The organism is Pseudoalteromonas sp. QJM3NY_22, from assembly GCF_056173065.1.
This window is the reverse complement of sequence record NZ_CM149655.1, coordinates 871,907-892,380: the sequence shown is the minus strand read 5'-3', so window position 1 is coordinate 892,380 and position 20,474 is coordinate 871,907. Positions and strand designations below refer to the sequence as shown.

Sequence of the window (20,474 nt, the reverse complement as noted above, 5' to 3'; positions counted from 1 at the left end):
ATTTTCCTTAATTTTTATAGATTTCGACAAGGTAGTCTTCAATTTCTCCGCTCCCCGAGGTTGCGGCACTGCTATAGTCAGAGCAAGGATTAATACTATTTACTCTACTAAATCCGTAATACTGCAAAATTCTCATACGAGTCGTCGTGATAGGCTGTGACAACTTATTGCTTAAAATGCTAAATTCCCCTTCAACATAACCTTTACCGTAGTCTTGGTTAGTCTGATCGAAGTCCATTATTAAAAGCTCTGATTTGTCGTTTCTCCAGTCTCCATTACCAAATTGACCATCACCGTTTAAATCAATCCAGACATGATAATTCTCAGCGAATGTTTCACTGCCTGCATAACCTGCTTCAATACGGTAGGTATTACTCTGTGTGGCATATAGTTTGATTGGATTATTCGGATTAACGACGCCAGATTGCTGCGCATTGCTAAACGGACCATCTTGATTGAAAGTCACTTTACTAATGTGTTCATAGTCGGTGAGATCCACCGCCGTGCAATATTCAACAGATTGTGCTGATTTAAGCTCTAGCAGCATATTTTTGGTGCCGGTAACTCGCCCACCCCACCAATGTTGGTCGTAACTAATAGTTAGGCTAGCGGTATAGATTCCAGCAGCTTGATATGTATGCTCTGTATCGTCGGCAAAATCACTGTTTTGTGTAAGCGTTGTGCCGTCTCCAAAATCCCAAACTAGAGTGACATCGGGATCCCAAGCTGCGTTGTCAGGTTTTGTGGTAGTGTTATTAAAGCTTACCTTAAATGTACCATCTGCTTGTTCGTTTATCGTATAGCTCACTTCAGGGGTCAAATTACTCTCGCCAATGTTTACCGTTTCACTGGCCGATTGCGTACCATCAATATGCTGAATTGTGAGTGTAATTGTGTACTCACCATCGGCTTGGTAGGTGTGATCAGTGTCTCTGTCCGATGAGTTATCCCCATCGCCAAATTGCCACTGTATCTTACTGTTTTCAGGTATAATACTTTGATTTGTGTCTAGATAAACAGTGCTTCCAGAACTGTGAGGTGTAAACTTTGCTGTGATTGTCGTATCGAACTGAACTTGTTTGTTCCAACTTCCTATCACTTTGTTGAATCTGTCATATGCTTTTAGCTCTACCTCATAGCTACCAGACTTCGCATATTTATGAATCGGTGACTTTTCGCTACTGGTGGTGCCGTCGCCAAATTTCCACTGCCAACGTTTAACACGCGCATCTATCGTGTTGTTATCAAAACTCATCTGATTAACACCTTGGTTAGCACTAATTCTCAAAACAACAGGGTCATTGTTTTCAAGTAGTTTAACGGTGTAGTCTTCAACTTCACCCCAAGACATATCTCCACACGCGGATTTCACTAAACCAAATGACACCATAGTACGAATGCGGTAAGTTTGGTTTAACTCGCCACTCAATGATATCTCGCCAGTCAATTGTGTCTTAGTGCTTCCATAGAGCACGAGTTCTTCAGTCTTGTGGAATAAACCATCATTGTCTTTGTCTAACCAGACATAAAAGTTCTTTGTTTTGTCTTGAGTGTCTGGATGTGGTGCTGCGGTTAGCGTTACATTGAGTGCTTTACCGTCCTCCACTTCGACTACATCAGATGAGTAGTTACTGTAATTACTTGAAGTAGAATCATTTTTAAAGTTATTTAACGAAACCGACGATAAGTAATACTTACTATAATTAATACCTTGCGCTGGACAATAGTCGTTAAAAACTTCAATAGGTAGCATGAAAGTATCTGACTGACCAGAAGGGGCTATGGCCGTGAGTTCAACGTTATATTCGCCAGCATTAGCAAAGTTATGTTGGGGCTCAAAGGCGCTACTTTGCAAACTGTCATCGCCAAAGTTCCATTGCCATTGCCATCCTTCGCTGTTGGCAGCCGCAACTTGCTGACCATCTTTTCGAGTTAAATTTTTAAAGTCAAAAGCCAAAAATTGGCGGTCATAACCAAGTTCGCTTTCGAGTCCACGGTCAACTTTCAGACCAATACCTACTTGCGCAAACGCCTTACGTACATGGTTTTGTAATTCAATGGTTTGCCATTGGCTACCATCTTGCTTTTTAACCCCATCTTGAGTCAACTGATCACCTACCGTGTGGGTTTGTCGCATTACACAATCTGCGCCAGTAAGATAATTACTATTACTGGTCCAGCAGTTTTTATTTGCGTTAGCAAACAGGATAAAGGAATATTTTGTATTCCAAGGTGAGGACTCATTATCTAAATCAGTTGTAGTGAGGTAGTAAAAAGCTTTGTTAAATACCCCTGCGCCATGATGAGAAGTTACTGAGTCATCATAGTCATCAACATGATCAATTGAATTTCCATCGAGTGTAGGTGTTTTGAAATAACGCAGTGCATCATCGAGGCGAAATGTTTCGTGATTGCTTTTCCAATCATTAGTTCCCAAGTAAAAGTATTTAGCTGCTTCACCCGCCATATCAGAAAACGCTTCATTAATAGCACGAGCCTGCCCTGTCAGCATTGACTTTGGCGTATTTGAGCCAAATTCCTCAGTAAAACCATGAGCGATTTCATGCGCAACTACATCTAAGGAAACCATAGGATAGAAGAGGTAGTCACCATCACCAAAATATACCTCGCCATTTTCGTAAAATGCCTGATCCATATTAAGACCATAATGGACATTTTGAGTTATCTTTTTATTAAAGTAAGGCTTATGCCCAAGGTAAGCTTCAAACATTAAATTCGCTGTTTGTCCATGATGATGGGCATCATTCAAGGCAGAGCGAGCACCGTGATATTCTTTATAATTGTTACGAGTTGAATCTGAGCAGTTGTAGCTATAAGGATTATTAACTTGCGCTGTGCCGTGATTATAGTTTCTAGTCTCAACGTTTTTTGCATCAAATAAACAGGTGGTTTGCTGATTGTCTGTTTCCATTGCAACAACAAAAGTCTTTGGTGGATAAGAAACATAATCTACTTGCTTATAATCTGGACGTGAAACCTTGTCATTGCCTGATGGACCGCTTCCTCCCTCATAAACGATCCGCTGTAACACATCGGATTGGCTGATGAGTTCGTTTGTCGTTAAGTCTATAAAAGAGATGATTCTTTGTGGTTTAAAGGGCCCTGACTCGAAATCGGTGAAAAAGGCAATTTTAGCAGCGTGCCGTGCTTTTCCTTGAGTATCTATATAAATGACTTCCTCTGCTGATTTACGCCTAAAAACTCTGGGGCGTTCATTATTAAACTGAGAAATTATTGAATCTAGAGCTACGCTTAGCTGTTCTTCTGACGCGGGAGTTAGAGTTGATATATCTTTAGCAACGTTAACAATGAGATCGCCATAAACTTGTTCAACTACACCACTCTCGTCAGTCAGTACAACAAGGTCTTGATTCCAAATAGGAATATTTTGGTACTTTTGAGTAATTGTATGGCTTTGCTTGGTTTGACTAATTTTGCTTTGGTGAAATGTAAGCGTGTGACCTGAGTATTGCGCTGCAAATACTTTTAGCGCGAGTAGATAGTTTTTATCTGAAGCATCACTAAATATGGATTGTTTTTTTTGTAAAGTAGGCGCAATTTTTTGCGTGTCGTTGAATAAAGATACACGTTCTGTTGCATGGCAATGCGTACTTATCGCTAATGCTAAAACGCAAAGAGACTTTAATCCTTTCATATTAACTCCATAAGTATTTGAAGATACCTTTCCACTTAAACGCAATGACTCAATAATTAAAACAGTCGAGCGAATAAGTGCTGTTAAGAATAAAACCCTACACTAGCAACCAAATTAAAACAAGTAAATAACATAAAATAAATAAAAACTTAACATATAGTTCATAAATTAAATTAGAGATTAATTTTACTTTTTTTGTTCTTTTTATTTAACCTGTTATTATTGTTGAATAAATCCAAACTTTTTGAGAAAAAATAAAGATGTGAAAAACCTGTACGATACGGAGCACAGTCATCATTTTGTAATTTACAGTGAATTTGAAAACTGAAGCGTTAGCTAGCCATTTTTGTATTGGGATCATTGACGCAATATTGGGGAAGTAAAATGAGAAATAAACGTCGTTTTAGGTTGGGTGATTGTAAAATAATTACTCTGGTAAAAAGACTAGAGCCATTTAATCTTTCAGGATTAAGGTTTGCTTAACCCAGACGAAACCCTTCAGGCGGCGTATATTTGGCATTTATACTATTTTATCGCCTATTTATGGGGGATAACCACATGCAACTTTACCTAAAAGCCAACATACGGTTTATCTTTGTAGTACATAACAACCCATATAAGTAAGCACAGCAAAGGCATACCTTGTAGCTATTTCTCTATATTACTTAATTCGATCAAATGCATTGCCAACCAAGTGCCTATATTTACGTGCACCAGTCAATCTTTTCATTACCGACCAAGCTGTTACACTTACGTGGAATAAAAGGTGTAGCGCTGTTATTACAAACGAAAGCTCTCAGTTTTTCACTATCGTAGCCTTTACATTGTTTACTGGGAAGTTGACTACGATTGACTCTGCATGGAAGGTATCTGCATATTTACACAGGATAATTCATAGTAAACAGGTAACTCTCTGCTATCTACTGCAAGGTGAATTTTTGTAGACCCACCTCGACTTTTCCGATTGATTCATTCTCTGCGATTCTTACACCGCAATTATACTGCTGAGCCATGACAATACTGCCATAAATAAAGACCTAATCCATACCAGTATCGCGAGATAATATGCGAAACAATTCGTTCAAAATATCTTTTTAGACCATAAGCTAAACCGACTCCATATGGCACTCCATGCACTAAAATAAGAAGTTAGATCTCGCTATGGAATACCTGTGCACATATTATATAATTTGCTTTCAAGCGTTTTTCTATGATCAAGCTGATTATAAATTCGACCGCTTAAGCACATTACTTTTGATAAGATATTCCATGACGCCTATAAACATTAATCTTGGTATGAGGATTCGGTGTATCGTTTTTTAGCGAGTTCAATTATGCCTTTCCTTCATGCTATTTATTTTTCATTCCGCAAAAATCAACATACCCTAATATAAATAATTGTTTGGCGCTGTTTATTACCTATTATTAAGTATAAACTATTTACAACAGGTTTTAGGAAACGCTTAAAATATGAAAAAAATAATATACGCAGGTCTTTTTACATTCTTGGTAAGCGTAATAAGCTTTACGGCACGTGCGGAATCAACCGTCGGTTATTTTGGCTTTGAGCCAGATATAATCACTAATTATATAGGTGCATCAAGTAAAAAAATGGGCTATGTGCGTGTCACTGTCGATTTAATGCTTAATGATACTTCAGATATTGCTGTAGTCGAACATCACACACCATTACTGCGTGACGCTTTAGTAGAGATTTTATCTAAAGAGCCAGAAGAAAAAGTAAAATCCCTCACTGGTCGTGAAGAAATACGCGCAAAGTGTGTAGAAAAACTTAAGAGCCTGTTAAAAGAAGAAACAGGACAAGAGATCATCCGTGAAGTCTTGTTCACTAAATATTTATATCATTAGTGTTTAACGTTTTGCGTTAAATATTTTGGCGGTGTAGGCAAAAGCCATACCGCTAACTAACCCACCTAAATGCGCCCAATTAGCCATACCTACAAACAAAACATCTGCAAAGCCAAGTACTAACCAAATCAACATAAAACCAACAATTGCCGTACTGACTAGCGCTGGCTTGTTAGGGTTTAAAAAGCTGTGTATCCAACAAAAACCGAGCAATCCATACACCACGCCGCTTAGCCCACCAAAATTAGGACCAACCATTAAATATTGTGCCCAATTACTAATCAGTGCAGTCACTAAAAACAAACCTATTAAGCTTAATTTTCCGCATTGCTTTTCGATATTATCACCAAGCGACATCCACCAAATTAAATTAAACACTATATGCATCGCGCTAAAGTGAACGAGCGCGGGGGTTAGCCAACTAAGTGGTTGTGATGGGTTAAATTGCAGAGCGGTATAAATTTCATTAAATCCACCTAATAAAAAAGCAACATAAATAACAATACTCAATATGCTAACCGTTTGATTAAGCCAGCTTAGCGCTTTAAATCGCGCCATTAAATTAAGTGATTGCCCTTGATATTTAAGCGGCGATTGAGTGCTACCTACATCCCAAGACGCTTGTTGATAGCGTTCATGATTAGGGTTTTGTGTAAATTCAGCCCATAAAGGTTGTATTTGATGAAAATGCTCAGGCGCAACACTAATAATGACATTGCTACCATCTGAGGAGCTTAATTGCCCTTGTAAACCTTGGCTTTTTAAATAATCTATAAAGCCCTGTGCGGCGCGCGGGTTATTTAAACTGCCAAGCTCTATCATCGCTCTACTTTCTCGCTGTAAGCAGCTTCCCAAGCTGTAAAGCCGCCATCCATACTGTAAACGTCTTCAAAACCTTGCTCAACTAAATAGCTAGCTGCGCCTTGAGAGCTCATACCGTGGTAGCAGACAATAATAATTGGCTGATCGAATTCTTTTTCCATCATAAATTGTGCGATATTACCGTTAGAAAGTGCTTCTGAGCCTGGAATGCGACCGGCTTGATACGAATTAGGATCGCGAATATCTGCAATTACCACGTCTTCTTTATCTAAAAACTCTAACGTTTGCGCTATAGAAATATGTTTAAATGCCATTGAAGTCTCTTTAATTAATAGTATAAAAAAGGCGGCTAGGGCCTGTTTATCTTTCGAGGTTGAATTTGCAGCAGTATGTTTGGTATTTAGGCAAGGCAGAGCCTATGTAGTGTGGTTATTCCCCATAAATAGGCGATAACGTAGCACAAATGCCAAACATACGCTGCCCGAAGGGTTCTGCCTAGGGGCAATTTACTCTTTGTTGCTCGGTTTTTACTTAGCCCACTAGGTCACAAACCTCGCGCCGCGATTAAATAGCCCCTAGTTTGAACAAATTTTAATCCGCAAAGATCAACAGACCCTAGAGCCGCCCTTCTCGTAAAATAAGTTTAAACTAGTCCCAGTTTAAAATCACTTTACCTGACTGACCTGAAATCATCATATCAAAGCCAGCTTGGAAGTCATCTACAGAATACTGATGTGTAATGATTGGGTTTAAATCAAGACCAGATTGAATCAGACTTGCCATTTTGTACCACGTTTCGAACATTTCGCGACCGTAAATACCTTTAATCACTAAACCTTTAAAAATAACTTGGTTCCAGTCAACTGCCATATCAGATGGTGGAATACCTAGCATGGCAATTTTACCGCCGTGGTTCATGTTATTAAGCATTGAATTAAACGCGCTTGGTACACCTGACATTTCAAGGCCAATATCAAAGCCCTCTGTCATACCTAGCTCTTTCATTACATCTTCAAGCTTTTCGTTTGCGACGTTTACAGCACGTGATGCACCCATTTTACGTGCTAAATCTAGGCGGTATTCGTTTACGTCGGTAATTACAACGTGGCGAGCACCAACATGTTTTGCAACAGCTGCTGCCATAATACCAATTGGGCCTGCACCAGTGATAAGTACATCTTCGCCAACTAAGTCAAACGATAGTGCGGTATGAACTGCGTTACCAAATGGGTCGAAAATAGAAGCCAGTTCGTCAGATATATTATCTGGAATTTTAAATGCGTTAAATGCAGGAATAACTAAATACTCTGCGAATGCACCTTCACGGTTTACACCTACACCCGTTGTATTACGGCATAAATGTACACGCCCTGCACGACAATTTCGACAGTGCCCACACGTAATATGCCCTTCACCCGATACACGGTCGCCTACTTTGAAGCCACGAACTTCCTGACCCATATCAACGACTTCACCTACATATTCGTGACCAACAACCATAGGCGTTGGAATCGTTTTACTTGCCCATTCATCCCATTTGTAAATATGTACGTCGGTGCCGCAAATAGCTGTTTTGCGAATTTTAATCAGTAAGTCGTTGTGACCCACTTCTGGCTTTGGCGCATCTGTCATCCAAATGCCCGGTTCTGCTTTTAATTTAGATAATGCTTTCATAATTCACACTCAACTAAAAAACCGAAGCGAGGCTTCAGTTTAAAATAAAATTAAATAACGCCCATTTCTTTACCAATACGGGTAAATGCATCGATAGCTGTATCGAGTTGCTCAATACTATGTGCCGCTGAAATTTGTGTACGAATGCGGGCTTGCCCTTTTGGTACTACTGGGAATGAAAAACCAGTTACGTAAATGCCCTCAGCAAGTAGCTTATCAGCCATTAACGAGGCTACTTTGGCATCTCCTAGCATTACAGGGATAATTGCATGATCTTTACCTGCACACGTAAAACCAGCAGCTTCCATTTGCTCACGGAAATATTTAGCATTTGACCAAAGTTTAGCGCGAAGCTCGCTGCCATTTTCAAGCATTTCAAGTACTTTAATTGATGCAGTAACAATTGAAGGCGCTAATGAGTTTGAGAACAAATAAGGTCGTGAACGTTGGCGTAACCATTCAACAATTTCTTTTTTACCCGATGTATAACCGCCTGATGCGCCACCTAGCGCTTTACCTAATGTACCGGTGATAATATCTACACGGTCTAAAACATTACAGTACTCAGGTGTACCCTTACCGTTTTTACCAACAAAGCCAACTGCGTGAGAGTCATCTACCATTACAAGCGCATCATATTTATCGGCTAAGTCGCACACAGCTTCTAAATTACAAATAACGCCGTCCATAGAAAACACGCCATCGGTAGCAATTAGTTTAGTTTTAGCACCGGCTTCATCTGCTGCAATAAGTTGCTTCTCAAGATCAGCCATGTCGTTATTTGCATAACGAAAACGCTTAGCTTTACATAAACGTACACCGTCGATAATTGATGCATGATTTAATGAATCAGAAATAATAGCGTCTTCTGCGCCTAAAATAGTTTCAAACAAACCTGTATTTGCGTCAAAACATGAAGAATATAAAATAGTATCCTCTGTTTCTAAAAACGCACTGATTTTTTGCTCTAGTGTTTTATGGATATCTTGCGTGCCACAAATAAAACGTACTGAAGCCACACCAAAACCATGATTATTTAAACCATTTTGCGCCGCTTCAATTAACTCTGGGCTATTAGCTAAACCTAAGTAGTTATTAGCACAAAAGTTGATTACTTTACCTGATGCAACTTCAATTTGAGCTTGCTGCTGGGACTTAATAATACGTTCGTTTTTATACAAACCTTCGGTTTTTACGTCTTCAATTTGCTGTTGTAACTGGCTAAAAAAAGCAGATGCTCTCATCTAGGTTCTCCATCTATTTGAACGGGTAAACAACCGCACTTTCGCGGCTGTTTATTATGCGGGGTATTGTAAAAGTTTAATGGGTAAAATGCACGGTTTGCAGTTCGTCGCAAACGGCCTAAGTTGGAAGGAATTCCTGCCAGTTTACAGGCTGTTTATTTATGTGTTTAAAAGTGCAGGTAAACTGCTTATAGAATCGATAATTAAATCAGCTTCATGCTTAGCGCTTTCATCAAATCTTTGCCCTGAACGCACTAAAACGCGTGTAGTTATGCCTGCTTTTTTTGCAGCCTGCATATCACTGAGTTTATCGCCCACCATAATACTGCAAGCAGGGTCGATGTTATGCTCTTGTATGCCCTGTAATAACATACCTGGCGCAGGCTTTCTGCAACTGCACTCTTTCAAATATTCAGGGTGCGCTTTTTTTGGGTGGTGCGGGCAAAAATACACATCGGTAACTTCAATGCTGTGGGCACTAAATTGGTCTTTCATCCACTCGGTCAGTGCTAAAAAATCAGCTTCGGTGTAATAACCTCGACCAATTCCAGATTGATTAGTGACGATTATGATTTTATAGCCTGCATCATAAAATGTTTTACAAGCGCTAAAAACACCTTCAATAAATTCAAATTTATCGCTTTGATACACATAACCATGATCAACATTTACCACGCCATCTCGGTCTAAAAAAAGCGCTTTATTTTTTTGTTGCTCATTCATTACAAAGACTCTTTTTGTACAACATGGTCAAACATCGCTTTTACATCATCAACCGTAATTTGGCTCATTAAATCATCGTCTTTTACGCGTGTACCCCACGGTACTTGCTCAGCCGTTTTACCTGTTTGCTTAAACAAGTTTTGATGATAAACCTCTACCACGTAGTCTTGATATAAATAAGGACCTGTGCGTGCTGGATTTGAATGTGCATATAAACCAATAACCGGCGTACCAACTGTTACTGCCATATGCGCAGGACCCGTGTCGGGCGCAAGCACTAAGCAGGCACGTTTTAACACGCACAACAATTCTTTGAGTTTCGTTTTACCCACCAAGTTTAAAATAGGCGTGTTGCTGTGCTCAATAATGCTATTTGCTAGGTTAATTTCAAGCTCTGTTGGGCCACCCGTCAATACCACCTTAAAGCCTTGCTCGCTTGCATAATCAGCCAATGTGGCATAACGATCAGCGAGCCAATTACGCTGCGCTTTACTAGCTGCGGGCGATATTACTAATAGTTTATTAGTTAGGTATTCTGATGTTAATAACTCATCTGCAACCGCTTGGTCTTGCTCGGTATATGGCATGTTCCAACTCGGTTTATAATCAGCAACACCAATGGCTTTTGCAAAACCTTTAAAGCCTTCAAGAACGTGCGCCTGAGCTTGTGGCTCTATTCGTTTATTAATAAATAAACTGTGCAATTCTTTTGAGCGCGCCCAGTCAAAACCAATTTTTACTTTTGCCGGAATACAACGCGCTACAAACCCAGCCCTTAATGCAACTTGCATGTTAAGTAACACATCAAATTTTTGATCTTTAAAGCGTCGTTTTAAGCTTTTAAGCGCTGCTTTGCCTTGCTTTTTATCAAATACCACCAGCTCAACGCCAGGTAAGTCAGCAAGTAACATGGCTTCTATTTTGCCAATAACCCAGGTGATTTTTGCATTAGGGTGTGCTTTTTGAATAGCTTGTACTGCACTCACACCATGACATACGTCACCAATGGCTGAGAGTCTTAATATACAAATAGATGAATAATTAGGAGCTTGAGTCACACATTCCCTTAGGTATTAAATACAAAAGCCGATCTTAAATTATAATCACGCTATTGCAAGCACTTATCCTGCGCTTTAAAACGCGCTAATATAGACACATTATTTAGCAATTACACAGAGCTATGTTTAAACAACACGTGCAAGGCAACCACACTGTATTAAGCCACCCTAAATACACAAGCCAAATTACCCTCGATTGGTTTGATGCAAATTATTGGCAACAACAAAATAAAATTGTGGGCGCTAAAAAAGGCAGAGCAACTGCGTGGTTTTTTAAGCAAGACGAATTAACAGCCGTACTTAGGCATTATTGGCGCGGTGGTTTAGTGGGTAAATTGCTAAGCGATCAATATTTATACCCAGGACTTGAACAAACCCGTGTGTATAAAGAGTTTAGTTTAATGAGTAAACTTATAGAGTTTGGTTTAAACGTACCAACCCCTGTTGCAGCTAAAGTAACCCACAGCGGATTAATTTACCGTGGTGATATTATTACCGAGGCTGTTAAAGGCGCTAAAAGTGTACTTGATATATTAATTGAACGCCCATTGACCGAAGATGAGTTAGAGGGCATAGCTAAAACAATCGCGCTATTTCATTCAAAAGGTGTGTATCACGCCGATTTAAACATTAATAACATTTTGTTTGATGATACTGGTGATGTGTATATTATCGACTTTGATAGAGGTGAAATAAAAACACCTAATGTGCAGTGGCAACAAAGTAATATGGCACGTCTTGAGCGCTCATTTTTAAAAGAACAAGGTCGAAACGAGTCATTTAATGGGCAAGCGACTGACTGGCAAACTCTGCATAGCAACTACCTCAAAGCACTCGCTAATATAAGTTAACCTAATATAAGTTAACTTAGTTAGCCAATGCTAAATACTGCAGAGCAACCTGCTCTGCCTGTACTTGTTTTAGAATATCTGCGTTTTCTACATTTGGCTTATCTGCTAGCACCTGCTTAACGGCATTGGCTAATGCCTCACTTTGCTGAACGGGTACTAAATATTTACTTAGCTCGCCTGTTAATATCTCGCTTGGTCCAAATGTACAATTAGTGCTGACTACCGGAGTACCCACCGCTAAAGCCTCAATTAATACCGTTGGCAGCCCTTCAAAATCAGAACTCAACACTAAAGCTTTGGCATGCTTAATCCAGTTGTACGGGTTTTGTTGAAATCCAGGCACTACTAACTGTTTATCTATGCCATATTGCTGTGCAAGCTTTAACGCTTTTGCAGGTTTATTAGATAAAAGGACTAACTTGTATTTTTTATCAAGCTTTGCAAATGCTGCAAATAATATATCGTGGCGTTTTTGTTTGGCCAGCCTTCCTACATGAATTAAGTAAGGCTCATTTGGGATGTCGTTATTTTTCTCATTTGCTTGTTGGTTTATTTTTTCAAAATCGAACGGGTTATAAATAGTCGCGATTGCACTTGGGTTAATTAAATCCCCTTGTGTTATTTCTTTTTCAACACCCTTTGATACGCAAATAAGTGATTTACCATTTAAGTTTTGCTTACTTTTTTTAAGGTATAAATATGAAAATGGACCTAACTTTTTTTGACGAGCAAGTTCTGCATTGACGGAGTTATGAATAACAAAGTGAACATTTTTGATATTACTACGCGCAAGTAAATTATTACTTCTATCAAGGTTAGAAAGCACTAGATCAATATTGCCAATCTCGCTTTGTTTTTTTTCAAACCACGCATCTAATCGCAAAGTACTATTTTTTCGCTGCCAGAATCTATCTACTTTAGATGCTCTATCAGGAAAAAGGCTATCAACTTTAACTATATCAGGAATGTCATACTCAGCGTTGCTCGCAAGAGATAATATAGTGACATTGTGCTGTAGTTTCGCCATTTTTTCAGCCAAAGTAAGCATTACTTTTTCAGCACCACCACCTACTAGTGAATCAATTACAATAATGATATTCATAAAGAGGATCCATCAAGCATATTTTTCACACCATTAGTAATAACATCATAGCTGTGTATATTTTCAAGCTGAGCATATTTACTAGTTGTCTCATTATAAAAAACCACCTCTATAACTTTCTCTACTTTAGTCACTATGTCATCAATATTAAGATTTGCTTTTAATACAACCCCCGTATTAATGCAGTGGTCTAAACGTGCATTTTGATCCTTAGATATTGCACATGCAACAGCAGGTGTGTGCACGGCAATTGCTTGTAATAAGGTGTCACCACCACTTAGCAATGCAACTTTGGCTTGGCTCATTAATGCTAAAAACTCAGTATTTTGCAAACTTTTGATACAAAGAATGCTATCAGAACTTGGGATCGTTTTACTATAATTTTGGCCAAATACAACAACGCCCCTCAAACCTGTTTGTTTAGCAATTTTAAGCGCGGCCTCAAAGTAAATATCGGCGCAATTTTGACCATTTAGTGTGTGACCGCCAGATCCTGCATTAACTATAAAATAATTTTTTAGTTCTAAACTATACCTGCTCAACATCTGTTGCTTTTGCTCACTGGATGCAAAAGCAACAAATGGGCCCACATTACGTGGACGCACTAAAGGAAATATATCTAACTTAGCATTTTCAGCCCAAGTTAATGGCTCTATACAATAGTCTGGCTGGACAACCCAATGTACATCAATCAAATTGATTCTATTAAGCTTTAAGCCTTTTGCTCGTTTTTTAGCATGTTGAGAAATAAAGACTACTTTTGCGCCTACCTTTTTAGCCGCTTTCATATGCCCTGCTCGTCCGGCACAATCAAAAATAACAACGTTAGGCTTAAATTTTTCAATGACATCGCACACATAATCCAGCTCTTTGGTCGCTGAATGATCAAGTAGTGTCGTTTCGAATGGGCAGCTTTTTGCATAAGCAGCATGCTTATTTAATATAAAATGAATATCGATAGAAGCGTGAAGTTCAGCCTGTAAACTTTGAGCTAACAGCAACGAGCGCATATACTCACCAATGCCTTCTGGTGATGATACTGGAATAAATAAAAGTCGTTTGTTGCTCATTGCATTCTCAATTTCCTATTTAGCCCGCAGTATATCAACCACATCGTTATTACGATAGACAGGTTACATTTTTATACATTAAATACCCCCTATTTTGTCTATTATTTGCTGCAATAGACGCCTGAGGTTGATAAACTTAGCCGCAATCTAAATCACAAGGATCTGAACTTTGCGAAACAGAATTTTTCTTCTTTCTTCTCTTTTTTGCGCAATGAGCGTATCGATTAACGCTGAACCATGGGTAAAACCAGATGACTACGGATTAAGAGCTGACATTCAACAATTAGCCGATGCCGGCGTTATTTTAGCTCCTGTAACCACTTACCCACTTATGTGGAAAAGTTTTATAAACGATGTCGATAGTATGCCGCTTGAGCAATTAACACCAAGCCTACAAGATGCATTGTTACGTGTTAAACATCGATATAAATCCGAAAATAGTAGCTCGCATAGTCTTCAATTATCAGCTTTTGCAGCCACAGATCCAATTGTAGCAACAAGCTTTGGTGCAACAAATACACAAGAAACAGAGCTTTCAGCAGCTTACGCTTATTTAGGCGATAACTTTGCAGCTAAAGTAGCCGTAAATTATAGAAAAGACGGTAAAAAATGTTTAGCTGATGGAAAAACGGCTGACGATATAGTTACTGATCAGCAAGCTTTAACCGATTGTAACGACACTTCACTTGACGATAGTTACTTAGCTTATCGTTTAGGCAATTGGATTTTTAGAGCCGGTGCTGTTGAACAATTTTGGGGACCTGGTGTTGATAACAGCTTAATTATATCTGGTAATGCGAAACCTTTACCTGCACTAAGTGTAACCAGAGAAAAAAGTACTGCTTTTGAAACACCGTGGCTAAGCTGGATTGGTCAATGGGGCTTTACCGCACAAATGGCTAAACTTGAGTCTACACGTGTAATTCCTGATGCTTTACTTTGGAGCAGTAGATTAAATATACGCCCAATACAACAATTAGAAATTGCCGTTAGCTGGTCTGCACAATGGGCAGGAGACGGACAACCAGGATCTGCTGGTGACTTTATTGATGTAGTTACAGGACAAACAAGCTGTATTGATGGAAGCGATAGTTGTGATAGCCAATTAGAGTCAAAAATAGGTAATCAATTAGCAGGCATAGATATTCGCTGGTCAGATACACTTTTCAACCAACCTTATGCTGTATATGCCAGTACGATTGGAGAAGATGCCAGTTCACAATTTAAACCCGCTGATAGAGCCTACTTATTTGGTGTACAGACAACACAGCGTGTATATGATCAAAACTTATTAATAAATGTAGAGTACATAGATACAGGTGTTTCATGCCAAGCTGAATCAATAGTTGAAAATTGCTACTATGAGCATTCAGATTACAAATCGGGTTACCGTTACCACGGTCGCACTATTGGCTCTACTTATGATAACGATGCACAGTCAGTTGTTTTAACCCTATTAGGTCAGTTATCTAATGGAGACGATTGGCAGGTAAAATTGCGCAGTGTTGATTACAATAGCGATAACCGTGATCTTTACCCAAATAATCCTGACTTAGGTAACACCATTACTAAAATAGGGTTTAACTCTAAGCAGCTAGAAATGCGTTACAGAATGCTTTCTATGGGCGGCCGCGTCACTTTAGGTGCTTTTGCATCTAACAATGACGGTGCTGAAAACGATACATCAGCATTTGCCAAGTACGAATTAAATTTTTAGTAAGTTACTTTATTAAAAATAAAAAGGGATGAAAACACTGTTTTCATCCCTTTTTTGTATTTTTTAAGCAAACTTAAATCAGTAATTATACCAATTGCATTAAATTATTGTTCTATTATAGCGATAAGAAAATAGCTCAATAACAAGGCTAAAATTATGATACATAGTTGTTCTATATAAATAATTTTTAACGTAGTTAGTGAGTTATTTAATACGCTAGAATGCTCATGTTTTTAATAAAATTGGTATTACTGTTTAATTTTACTTATTACTTTTGATGTTGAGCAGCCATCTAAAAATTCAAGCACTTCAACTTTTCCGCCATGGCGAAGTACATGCTCAGCACCCGCTATTTGATCTACAGTGTAGTCGCCACCCTTAACTAAAATATCAGGGCTTATTTGCTCTATTAAGTTAGCGGGAGTGTCGTTTTCATCTAAGCTACCAAACGGAATAACCCAATCAACTGATGAAAGTGCGCTAAGTACCATCGCACGCTCATCTAGCGGGTTAATAGGACGTTCTGCCCCTTTTAAACGCGTAATAGATTCATCATTATTTAATCCAACAACGAGTCTATCGCCTCGTGCTTTAGCTTGCGCTAAATAACGTACATGCCCAGCATGTAAAATATCAAAACAGCCATTAGTGAATACAATGGTTTCGCCGTTTTGTTTTGCAAATTCAATATGCTGAAGTACATCATCAAATGGTGTTTGGTAATGCTCACCCGTAGTATGTAAATACTGACCAAGCTTGCGGCTTAGCTCTTCTGGCGAGACCGTTGCTGCACCAAACTTACTCACAACGATACCTGCGGCTAAATTAGCAATTTCGACAGCATTTTTAGGTTCCATGCCCGCGCCAAGCATAACCGCGAGTGTAGCTATAACCGTATCACCAGCCCCGGTTACATCGCTTACTTCAAGCTCTTGCGCTGCAAAATCAAACTTTTCATCTGCACTAATAAGCGACATACCTTGCTCAGAACGCGTAAGTAACATGGCTTTAATGCCATTTTTGCTTATTAAATCACGCGCACTTGCTGCTAAAGCTGCTTCTGAATCGGTTTGACCACCCGCTAATTTAAACTCATGTAAATTAGGCGTAATGTAATCAGCACCTTCATATAAATGTAAATCTGGCGATTTAGGGTCGATTAAAACCGTTTTTCCGGCGCCCTTAGCAAGGCTTACCATCTCTTTAATTAAGCTTAAAGATCCTTTGCTGTAATCAGAGAACACTATAAAGTCGTATTCATCAAGTACAAGCTCTAAGCGATTTAATAAAAGCTGGCTATGCTGCTCGGTAAACGTTTCTTCTAAATCAAGTCGGACTAGTTGTTGATGGCGGCTAATAACACGCATTTTTGAAATAGTTGGTAAATCACATACACTGACTAATTGTGAGCTTATTTTTTCACCTTTTAGGATGGTCTCTAAAATTTGCCCGCTTTCGTCCTCACCAATTAAACCCAATAAACCAACTTTTGCATCTAACCGCGCTATATTTTTTGCAACGTTAGCTGCGCCGCCCGCTTTGTCTTCAAATTTACTTACTTTAACAACCGGTACTGGCGCTTCTGGCGAAATGCGACCAGTATCGCCATACCAATAACGGTCTAGCATTACATCGCCAACAACTAATATTCGTGCCGCTGATAAGTTTTTTAATAACGATAAATCCATTACTGCTGCTCCGCAACAACCATATCCATGGCTTCACATAACCAGTGACCTATAAACATGTGAGCTTCTTGGATACGTGCTGTTTCGTCATTTTTTATAATAATAGGTAACTTAGCAATATCTTTTACTTTACCGCCATCACGCCCAGTTAATGCCACTGTAAAAGCGCCTAGTTTATTTGCAGCTTCTAATGCTAAATTAATATTATTACTAGTACCTGATGTGGTTAAACCAATAACTAAATCTTCTGGCTTACATAGCGCTTGAACTTGGCGCTCAAACACCGTATCAAAGTGATAATCGTTGCTGTGCGCTGTTAAAATAGAGGTGTCAGTCGTCAATGCCATAGAGGCAAGCGGACCACGTTCCAATTTATAACGCACTACAAATTCTGCTGCTAAATGCTGCGCATCGGCTGCACTACCACCGTTACCAAACCAAACAATCTTGCCACCAGCTTGTAATGCACTATGGCATGCCTCTAACAATTGCATAGATTCTTGATGATAAGCTTCCATCGTTTCAAATAATGCCTGATGACGGTTTAATGTTTCAACGTAGCTAGTTGCCACTGAATCGATAATTGACATGAAAAAATTCCTCTTGGAACTGAAATGGCAGGAAAAATTAAATTCATTATTCCATAATTTTATTTAATTGTGTGTATTTTATCGGGTTATAACTGAACCCAGACCATATTTTATAACGAGTATGTTTAGAAAACGGCTATTTCACGGTAAACTAACGCCACTTCCCTTTAAGAAAGATCAGTATGGCACGCATTTTTTACTCATTCGCATTAATTATTATTAGCCCACTGATTGTATTTTATCTCTATATTTTACGAGGTAAAAAAAACCAAGGTTATCGTGCACACTTTAAAGAGCGCTTTGGGTTTGTCAGTAAGTCTTTATTTACGGTTAAAACTAAACCTTTAGTTTTTCATTGTGCTTCTGTTGGTGAGGTACTTGCCGCAACGCCACTTATTAAAGCTTTGCAAAAAGCGCATCCAAACTTAAATATACTTATAACCTGTAATACCCCAACAGGCAGAGAGCAAATACTTAGCCAGTTTAAAAATACTGTGGCGTGTAGCTATTTACCAATCGATTTTCCGTTTGCGACGGCTCGATTTTTAAAGCGTATAAAGCCACAAGCATTATGTATTTTAGAAACCGAGCTATGGCCAAATTTAATGGCGATAAGTCACAAAAAAAATATACCGGTACTTGTCATCAATGCAAGACTCTCTGAAAAGTCGCAGCAAGGCTATCAAAAGGTCGCTAAATTAACGCATATTATTATGCGCTCAATTACAGTACTTGCGAGTCACAATAAAACAGATGCTAAACGCTTTATTGAACTTGGTCTTGAAGCTTCAAAAAGCCATGTAACAGGCTCAATAAAATTTGATATAACACCAAGTGAAGAGCAACTAGCTAAAGTACTCAACCTTAAACAGCTTTATAGTAGTAATGAACGCTTTGTGTGGGTGGCAGGCTCAACACATCCTGTTGAGCATGAGCTGGTACTTTCAGCCCATCAAGAGTTACTAAAAAAACAACCGAACGCATTACTTATAATTGCCCCGCGCCATCCAGAGCAATTTGACAAAATGGCAGAGCTTTTAACGCAAAGCCCACTTAGCTTTAGCCGTCGTAGCCAAAATAACTATAATAATGAGCAAGTACTTCTTGCTGATACGCTTGGTGAATTACAGTGTTTATATGGCGCTGCAAATGTTAGCTTTATTGGTGGCAGCTTAATTCGCAGAGGTGGGCATAACCCACTGGAATCAGCAGCGTTTTCGGTAGGTGTAATAACAGGTCCACACACATACAATTTTGACCATGTTTATCCCGAGCTAACAAAGCTCAAAGGTGCTGTAGTGGTTGATAGTAACGACAAACTCGCAAAGCAGCTTATAACGTTTAGCCAAAACACAAAAGCGTGCCAAACCTTAGGTATTAAAGCTGCGCAATGCGTAACTAAAAACCAAGGTGCTATACAAAAAACACTTACCATTATTAATCAATATTTAGAGCCAAAACCGTGACCAACATAGCTATAAGCCAAACCCGCGAATGGGTATCATCTGTTATTGTTAAATATAACTTTTGCCCGTTTGCTCGAAAAGAAGTAGAAAATAACTGTATTCATTACATCGTAAGTCCAGCAACGAGTATGGATGATGCTGTAATGGATATGCTTGAGCAATGTGTTGAGCTTGACCGTGAACCAGAGCGCGAAACAACCCTTATCATGTTTGACAACGGCTTTAGTGACTTTGAAGACTTTTTAGACTTGGTCGATTTAGCTAATGCACTTTTAGTCGCGCAAGGCTTTGAAGGTAAGTATCAAATCGCTAGTTTTCATCCTGATTACGTATTTGCTGACAGTGATGAAACCGATGCCGCAAACTACACAAATAGAGCGCCCTTTCCTACATTGCATTTAATCCGCGAAGCAAGTATGAGCGAAGCACTTGATAGTTATAACGAGCCTGAATCTATTCCTGAGCATAATATAAATCTAGCAAGGCGTAAGGGGATTGATTTTTGGCAGCAGTTACTTGAAGGCTGTAAAAAACCGAGCGCTTAAATGCTCGGTTTTATTTGGGTTTGTGCAAAACAAGACAATAACAAACGCTTATTTTTTAACCCAGTTACCATTTACTTCAACGTAATGACCACTTTGGGTTTTTTCAATTGTTTTAGCGGCAGCAAGCGCTTCTACTTGTGAAAGTGACAAGTTATTCTTTTTAGCCAACTTTAAGTACTGCGCTTTACGCTTTGCATTTATATCATCAACAACGGCTTTTGCTTCTGCGTTTTGTACAACAAGCCCTAAATAACCAGAGCTATCTTCACCTACTAAACCTTGGTTTTTAGCGTCATCAAGGCTAATAGCCCACGCAGAGAACGACATACATACTGCACTAACTAACGTAATAATGTTTAATTTTTTCTTCGTATTCATG

General features: G+C 39.0%; 17 protein-coding genes. 5 read left to right on the top strand and 12 right to left on the bottom strand.

The features are described from left to right. Positions 1-7: 7 nt before the first annotated feature. Positions 8-3,676, bottom strand: coding sequence for a PKD domain-containing protein (locus AC0VZ4_RS03935; RefSeq protein ID WP_475440966.1), 3,669 nt, complete (start codon positions 3,674-3,676; stop codon positions 8-10). 1,470 nt (positions 3,677-5,146) lie between these two features. On the opposite strand from AC0VZ4_RS03935, the gene AC0VZ4_RS03930 reads away from it, so the two are divergent. After that, the gene (locus AC0VZ4_RS03930; RefSeq protein ID WP_475440965.1) at positions 5,147-5,545 is read left to right on the top strand and encodes a flagellar basal body-associated protein FliL; all 399 of its coding nucleotides are present in this window, start codon (positions 5,147-5,149) and stop codon (positions 5,543-5,545) included. 3 nt (positions 5,546-5,548) lie between these two features. On the opposite strand, the gene glpG is transcribed toward AC0VZ4_RS03930, so the two are convergent. From glpG to AC0VZ4_RS03900, 6 genes are all read right to left on the bottom strand, one after another. Then, entirely contained in the window at positions 5,549-6,367 is an 819-nt protein-coding gene (glpG, locus tag AC0VZ4_RS03925) for a rhomboid family intramembrane serine protease GlpG (RefSeq protein WP_096792582.1), read from the bottom strand. After that, positions 6,364-6,681, bottom strand: a complete 318-nt coding sequence (glpE, locus tag AC0VZ4_RS03920) for a thiosulfate sulfurtransferase GlpE (protein WP_475440964.1) — start codon at positions 6,679-6,681, stop codon at positions 6,364-6,366. Before glpE ends, glpG begins: the two co-directional genes overlap by 4 nt. Before the next feature lie 334 nt (positions 6,682-7,015). Next, positions 7,016-8,041, bottom strand: coding sequence for an L-threonine 3-dehydrogenase (gene tdh / locus AC0VZ4_RS03915; RefSeq protein WP_002961053.1), 1,026 nt, complete (start codon positions 8,039-8,041; stop codon positions 7,016-7,018). Between the two features lie 50 nt (positions 8,042-8,091). After that, complete coding sequence (locus AC0VZ4_RS03910) at positions 8,092-9,285, bottom strand: glycine C-acetyltransferase (RefSeq protein ID WP_475440963.1); 1,194 nt, start codon at positions 9,283-9,285, stop codon at positions 8,092-8,094. A gap of 159 nt (positions 9,286-9,444) precedes the next feature. Continuing rightward, positions 9,445-10,008 carry a D-glycero-beta-D-manno-heptose 1,7-bisphosphate 7-phosphatase gene (gene gmhB, locus AC0VZ4_RS03905; RefSeq protein ID WP_475440962.1) on the bottom strand — a complete coding sequence of 188 codons (564 nt, stop codon included), beginning with the start codon at positions 10,006-10,008 and terminating at the stop codon, positions 9,445-9,447. Next, positions 10,008-11,066, bottom strand: coding sequence for a glycosyltransferase family 9 protein (locus AC0VZ4_RS03900; RefSeq protein ID WP_475440961.1), 1,059 nt, complete (start codon positions 11,064-11,066; stop codon positions 10,008-10,010). Before AC0VZ4_RS03900 ends, gmhB begins: the two co-directional genes overlap by 1 nt. A gap of 122 nt (positions 11,067-11,188) precedes the next feature. Here AC0VZ4_RS03900 and AC0VZ4_RS03895 point away from each other — a divergent pair, with 122 nt between their 5' ends. Beyond that, positions 11,189-11,917: a 3-deoxy-D-manno-octulosonic acid kinase gene (locus tag AC0VZ4_RS03895; RefSeq protein ID WP_475440960.1), complete on the top strand. Its 729-nt coding sequence runs from the start codon at positions 11,189-11,191 to the stop codon at positions 11,915-11,917. A gap of 16 nt (positions 11,918-11,933) precedes the next feature. On the opposite strand, the gene AC0VZ4_RS03890 is transcribed toward AC0VZ4_RS03895, so the two are convergent. Then, positions 11,934-13,019 carry a glycosyltransferase gene (locus tag AC0VZ4_RS03890; RefSeq protein WP_475440959.1) on the bottom strand — a complete coding sequence of 362 codons (1,086 nt, stop codon included), beginning with the start codon at positions 13,017-13,019 and terminating at the stop codon, positions 11,934-11,936. Beyond that, positions 13,016-14,089, bottom strand: a complete 1,074-nt coding sequence (locus AC0VZ4_RS03885) for a glycosyltransferase family 1 protein (protein ID WP_475440958.1) — start codon at positions 14,087-14,089, stop codon at positions 13,016-13,018. Before AC0VZ4_RS03885 ends, AC0VZ4_RS03890 begins: the two co-directional genes overlap by 4 nt. A gap of 211 nt (positions 14,090-14,300) precedes the next feature. On the opposite strand from AC0VZ4_RS03885, the gene AC0VZ4_RS03880 reads away from it, so the two are divergent. Beyond that, complete coding sequence (locus tag AC0VZ4_RS03880) at positions 14,301-15,806, top strand: capsule assembly Wzi family protein (RefSeq protein WP_475441610.1); 1,506 nt, start codon at positions 14,301-14,303, stop codon at positions 15,804-15,806. Positions 15,807-16,054: 248 nt separating this feature from the next. Here AC0VZ4_RS03880 and hldE read toward each other — a convergent pair whose 3' ends face one another. After that, complete coding sequence (hldE, locus tag AC0VZ4_RS03875; RefSeq protein ID WP_475440957.1) at positions 16,055-17,494, bottom strand: bifunctional D-glycero-beta-D-manno-heptose-7-phosphate kinase/D-glycero-beta-D-manno-heptose 1-phosphate adenylyltransferase HldE; 1,440 nt, start codon at positions 17,492-17,494, stop codon at positions 16,055-16,057. Continuing rightward, the gene (locus AC0VZ4_RS03870; RefSeq protein WP_002961065.1) at positions 17,494-18,084 is read right to left on the bottom strand and encodes an SIS domain-containing protein; all 591 of its coding nucleotides are present in this window, start codon (positions 18,082-18,084) and stop codon (positions 17,494-17,496) included. The genes hldE and AC0VZ4_RS03870 overlap by 1 nt, the downstream gene beginning before the upstream one ends. Before the next feature lie 182 nt (positions 18,085-18,266). On the opposite strand from AC0VZ4_RS03870, the gene waaA reads away from it, so the two are divergent. Next, on the top strand, positions 18,267-19,550 hold the full coding sequence (gene waaA / locus AC0VZ4_RS03865) for a lipid IV(A) 3-deoxy-D-manno-octulosonic acid transferase (RefSeq protein ID WP_475440956.1): 1,284 nt from the start codon (positions 18,267-18,269) through the stop codon (positions 19,548-19,550). Beyond that, positions 19,547-20,095, top strand: a complete 549-nt coding sequence (locus tag AC0VZ4_RS03860) for a DUF1415 domain-containing protein (RefSeq protein WP_337150806.1) — start codon at positions 19,547-19,549, stop codon at positions 20,093-20,095. The genes waaA and AC0VZ4_RS03860 overlap by 4 nt, the downstream gene beginning before the upstream one ends. A gap of 48 nt (positions 20,096-20,143) precedes the next feature. Here the strand turns inward: AC0VZ4_RS03860 and AC0VZ4_RS03855 are convergent, their stop codons facing one another. Further along, on the bottom strand, positions 20,144-20,473 hold the full coding sequence (locus AC0VZ4_RS03855) for a YdbL family probable chaperone protein (protein ID WP_002961068.1): 330 nt from the start codon (positions 20,471-20,473) through the stop codon (positions 20,144-20,146). Between the last annotated feature and the right edge of the window lies 1 nt (position 20,474).

Excerpts from the sequence above, each read along its gene's own strand:
- AC0VZ4_RS03935 (WP_475440966.1), bottom strand. The coding sequence starts at position 3,676 with ATGAAAGGATTAAAGTCTCTTTGCGTTTTAGCATTAGCGATAAGTACG.
- AC0VZ4_RS03930 (WP_475440965.1), top strand. The coding sequence starts at position 5,147 with ATGAAAAAAATAATATACGCAGGTCTTTTTACATTCTTGGTAAGCGTA.
- glpG (WP_096792582.1), bottom strand. The coding sequence starts at position 6,367 with ATGATAGAGCTTGGCAGTTTAAATAACCCGCGCGCCGCACAGGGCTTT.
- glpE (WP_475440964.1), bottom strand. The coding sequence starts at position 6,681 with ATGGCATTTAAACATATTTCTATAGCGCAAACGTTAGAGTTTTTAGAT.
- tdh (WP_002961053.1), bottom strand. The coding sequence starts at position 8,041 with ATGAAAGCATTATCTAAATTAAAAGCAGAACCGGGCATTTGGATGACA.
- AC0VZ4_RS03910 (WP_475440963.1), bottom strand. The coding sequence starts at position 9,285 with ATGAGAGCATCTGCTTTTTTTAGCCAGTTACAACAGCAAATTGAAGAC.
- gmhB (WP_475440962.1), bottom strand. The coding sequence starts at position 10,008 with ATGAATGAGCAACAAAAAAATAAAGCGCTTTTTTTAGACCGAGATGGC.
- AC0VZ4_RS03895 (WP_475440960.1), top strand. The coding sequence starts at position 11,189 with ATGTTTAAACAACACGTGCAAGGCAACCACACTGTATTAAGCCACCCT.
- AC0VZ4_RS03890 (WP_475440959.1), bottom strand. The coding sequence starts at position 13,019 with ATGAATATCATTATTGTAATTGATTCACTAGTAGGTGGTGGTGCTGAA.
- AC0VZ4_RS03885 (WP_475440958.1), bottom strand. The coding sequence starts at position 14,089 with ATGAGCAACAAACGACTTTTATTTATTCCAGTATCATCACCAGAAGGC.
- AC0VZ4_RS03880 (WP_475441610.1), top strand. The coding sequence starts at position 14,301 with ATGAGCGTATCGATTAACGCTGAACCATGGGTAAAACCAGATGACTAC.
- hldE (WP_475440957.1), bottom strand. The coding sequence starts at position 17,494 with ATGGATTTATCGTTATTAAAAAACTTATCAGCGGCACGAATATTAGTT.
- AC0VZ4_RS03870 (WP_002961065.1), bottom strand. The coding sequence starts at position 18,084 with ATGTCAATTATCGATTCAGTGGCAACTAGCTACGTTGAAACATTAAAC.
- waaA (WP_475440956.1), top strand. The coding sequence starts at position 18,267 with ATGGCACGCATTTTTTACTCATTCGCATTAATTATTATTAGCCCACTG.
- AC0VZ4_RS03855 (WP_002961068.1), bottom strand. The coding sequence starts at position 20,473 with ATGAATACGAAGAAAAAATTAAACATTATTACGTTAGTTAGTGCAGTA.